A 3,030-nucleotide genomic window follows, 5' to 3' on the forward strand; every position below is an offset into this window, starting at 1 on the left:
CGCAAAGCTCATAAGGATAAGCCCGAGCATAGTGCGCTACCTCGTCTGAATTCAGGGGTGATGGCATGGCGACGTGGAGGATGGGTCTGCAGGAGGAGTACCTCAGGGCGATAGCCGAGGGCAGAAAGAAGATTGAAGGCCGCTTATACGACGAGAAGAGGCAGGAGATAAGACCCGGAGACACCATAATCTTCGAGAACAAGCTGATGGTCGTTGTGAAGGACGTCAGGGTTTATTCCTCCTTCAGGGAGATGCTCGAGAAAGAGGGCCTGGAGAACGTCCTGCCGGGAGTTGAGGACATCGAGGAGGGAGTTAAGGTCTACCGGAGATTCTACAGCGAGGAGAAGGAGAGGAAGTACGGCGTTGCGGCGATAGAGGTCGAGCCTGTTGGGTGGGTTGGGGAATCGCTCATCTGATCAGCCTCACGGTGAGACCAAAATCTCTCAAGGCTTCAAAATCACTATCGAGTGTTATCAAAGGCAGGTCGTTGGCAAGACAAACGGCACCGATGAAGAGGTCTCTCAACCCCATTGGGGTTCCTTTTTCCCTCAGCTTTTTGTGGAGGTACGCGGCCATCTCAGCAGATTTTTTCTCAAAGGGAAGCTCAATGAGAGAGTCAAGCCATATCAGCTCATCTCTTTTGGGAAGACCAACCAGAAGTTCAAAGCGCGTTATGGAAGTCACGTAGAAGGTTTTGTCAAATTCTAACACGGCGTTGAGCACATCTTTATTGCCCCTTGCAATTTCGATTATCACGTTCGTATCAAGGACTGTCCCCATTCGTCAAACGCCTCCTCCAGCTCTTTAATTCTCTTTTTGGCCTCCTCATACTCATCCTCGCTCAGGATTCCAGCAATGTGTAGTAGAACATCGGCGTTGCCCTTTTTCTCCCTTAACAGCTCCCTAAAAAGCTCGCTGAAGGATTTATCCCCCTTAATGCGGAGTAACTCTTTGTAAACGTCGTCAGATATCGTGATGGTTTTGACCATCCACATCACCAATACACTGAATGCATGCATCATATTTAAGCATTATCCATTCAACTCAAAGAAGACCCTCCTGAAAAGTTGAAAAGGGGATCACAGATACCTCTCCTTCACCCAGCGGATGAAGTAGTCCGGGTTCAGCTCCTCGCCGATGGCCTTCTTCAGGAGTTCCTTCGGCGGGTAGATGCTTCCCCAGCGGTGGATCTTCTCCCTCAGCCAGGCCTTTATCGGCTCGAACTCCGCTTTGGCTATCTTCTCCTCAAAGTCAGGGATGTCGCGCCTGATGTGGTAGTAGTACTGGGCCGCGAGGAGCGTTCCAATGCTGTAGGTCGGGAAGTAGCCTATCGTTCCGTGCGCCCAGTGGATGTCTTGGAGGATTCCCTCCGCGTAGGTCTTCGGCCTTATGCCAAGGAGGTTCTCCATCTCGTCGTTCCAAAGCTCGGGTAAGTCCTTGGCCTTAACGCCCTCGTTGAGCATCATCCTCTCGAGCTTGAAGCGGAGGAGTATGTGGAAGTTATAGGTCACTACATCCGCCTCGGTTCTTATGAAGTCCGGGCGGACCATGTTGAAGTAGAGGTAGACGTCTTCAGGTGTGTAGTTGCCCATGAACGGTAGGTTCTCCTTCAGGACGGGGTGGATAAGCCCGGCGAACTCCCTTGATCTGCCAATGATGTTCTCCCAAAATCTGCTCTGGCTCTCGTGGATTCCGAGGCTTACGCCACCTGCGATAGGGCTGAACATGAACCTTTCATCCTGCTGGAGTTCGTAGAGGGCATGCCCGAACTCGTGGACCGTGCTGAGAATGGTCCTCCTGAAGTCGTAGCCTTCATAGCGGGTCGTTATCCTGACATCGCGAATGCCGAACTCGGTGGTGAACGGGTGGGCCGAGACGTCCAGGCGGGAGCGAACGCCGAGCGGGAAGCCTAACTTCTGGAGGATCCAGAGGTTAACGCGCTCCATCTGCTCCCTCTCGTACTTCTCCTTCTCGAGAGGGTGCTCCTTCGGAACCTTGCCCTCCTCCATTATCTTCTCAACGAGGGGCTTGAGTTCCTTCTCGAGCTTGTCGAACATCCTCGTTACGTCCTTTGTCGTGGTGCCCTCTTCGAACATGTCGAGAAGGGCATCATAAGGCTCGTCTTCGTAGCCGAGGTAGTCGGCGGCGCGCTTCGCTAAGTCTATAATCCTGTCGAGCCACGGCTCGAACTTTGAGTAGTCGTTGCTCTTCTTTGCCCCCTCCCAGGCTTTAGTGGCCTGGCTCGTTACCTCGCTGACCTCCCTCAGAAACTCCGGCGGAAAGGACTTGCTTATCTTTATCTCCCTGTTAAGGACTCTAACCACGCCCCTCTCGTACTCGTTGAGGTCTTCTATACCCTTGGCCTTCTCCACAAGCTCGATAAAGTCTGGCTTGAGGAGGAACTCCTGGCTGAGAACGCTTAACTCGCCCTGTGTCACAGAGCGCTCGAGGATGCCCTCTTTGGGCATGTTGACTTCCATATCCCAGCCAAGGACGCTCTGGGCGTGGTTTATAGCCCAGATGCGCCTGTACTTATCGAGAATCGCCTTAACTGTCTCGTTCTGGAAAACCTGCTCCATTTCCATCACGCTCCTTTTTTGATAAACCTGAAATTCCTTCACGGGGAAACTTTTAACCTTTTCGATGGACATCTGAACGAGAGGGTAGAAAGGAATTACCACGACCGGAAACGGCTTAAAGGATTGAGAATACTCCATGAAAACGGACATGGTGATGGTCATGACCCTCGATTTAACCGTCCTCGGCCACGTTTCAATCGACCACATCATAATCCCCGGCGAGAGGGAGAAGATACTCCCGGGTGGTGCAGCGGCGGCCGTTGCCACTTCGGCCGCTTTAGCCGGGGCGAAGGTCGGACTGGTTACGAAGGTTGGAGAAGATTTTCCAAAGGAGTGGCTTGAAAAGCTCTCCTCGATCCTCGATACCAGGGGCGTTCACATCCTCCCCGGGAAGACCATTCAGATTTACATGATCTACCACGAGGACGGGAGTGTTGATGCACCCGTCGAG

At 52.7% G+C, this 3,030-nt stretch carries 5 protein-coding genes; 2 read left to right on the forward strand and 3 right to left on the reverse strand.

What is annotated here, in order from left to right:
* Positions 1-65: 65 nt before the first annotated feature.
* Entirely contained in the window at positions 66-416 is a 351-nt protein-coding gene (locus MVC73_RS06410) for an ASCH domain-containing protein (protein WP_297508538.1), read from the forward strand.
* On the opposite strand, the gene MVC73_RS06415 is transcribed toward MVC73_RS06410, so the two are convergent.
* From MVC73_RS06415 to MVC73_RS06425, 3 genes are all read right to left on the reverse strand, one after another.
* Entirely contained in the window at positions 409-780 is a 372-nt protein-coding gene (locus MVC73_RS06415) for a type II toxin-antitoxin system VapC family toxin (protein ID WP_297508540.1), read from the reverse strand. The genes MVC73_RS06410 and MVC73_RS06415 overlap by 8 nt on opposite strands.
* A complete protein-coding gene (locus MVC73_RS06420) occupies positions 753-989 on the reverse strand; it encodes an antitoxin VapB family protein (protein ID WP_297508543.1) in 237 nt (78 codons plus the stop codon). Before MVC73_RS06420 ends, MVC73_RS06415 begins: the two co-directional genes overlap by 28 nt.
* Positions 990-1,079: 90 nt before the next feature.
* On the reverse strand, positions 1,080-2,579 hold the full coding sequence (locus tag MVC73_RS06425; RefSeq protein ID WP_297508546.1) for a carboxypeptidase M32: 1,500 nt from the start codon (positions 2,577-2,579) through the stop codon (positions 1,080-1,082).
* Between the two features lie 160 nt (positions 2,580-2,739).
* On the opposite strand from MVC73_RS06425, the gene MVC73_RS06430 reads away from it, so the two are divergent.
* Positions 2,740-3,030, forward strand: a 291-nt coding sequence (locus MVC73_RS06430; RefSeq protein ID WP_297508549.1) for a PfkB family carbohydrate kinase, incomplete at its 3' end; no start/stop codon positions are given.

The sequence above is a fragment of the Thermococcus sp. genome, assembly GCF_027052235.1.
Classification (GTDB): Archaea; Methanobacteriota_B; Thermococci; order Thermococcales; family Thermococcaceae; genus Thermococcus.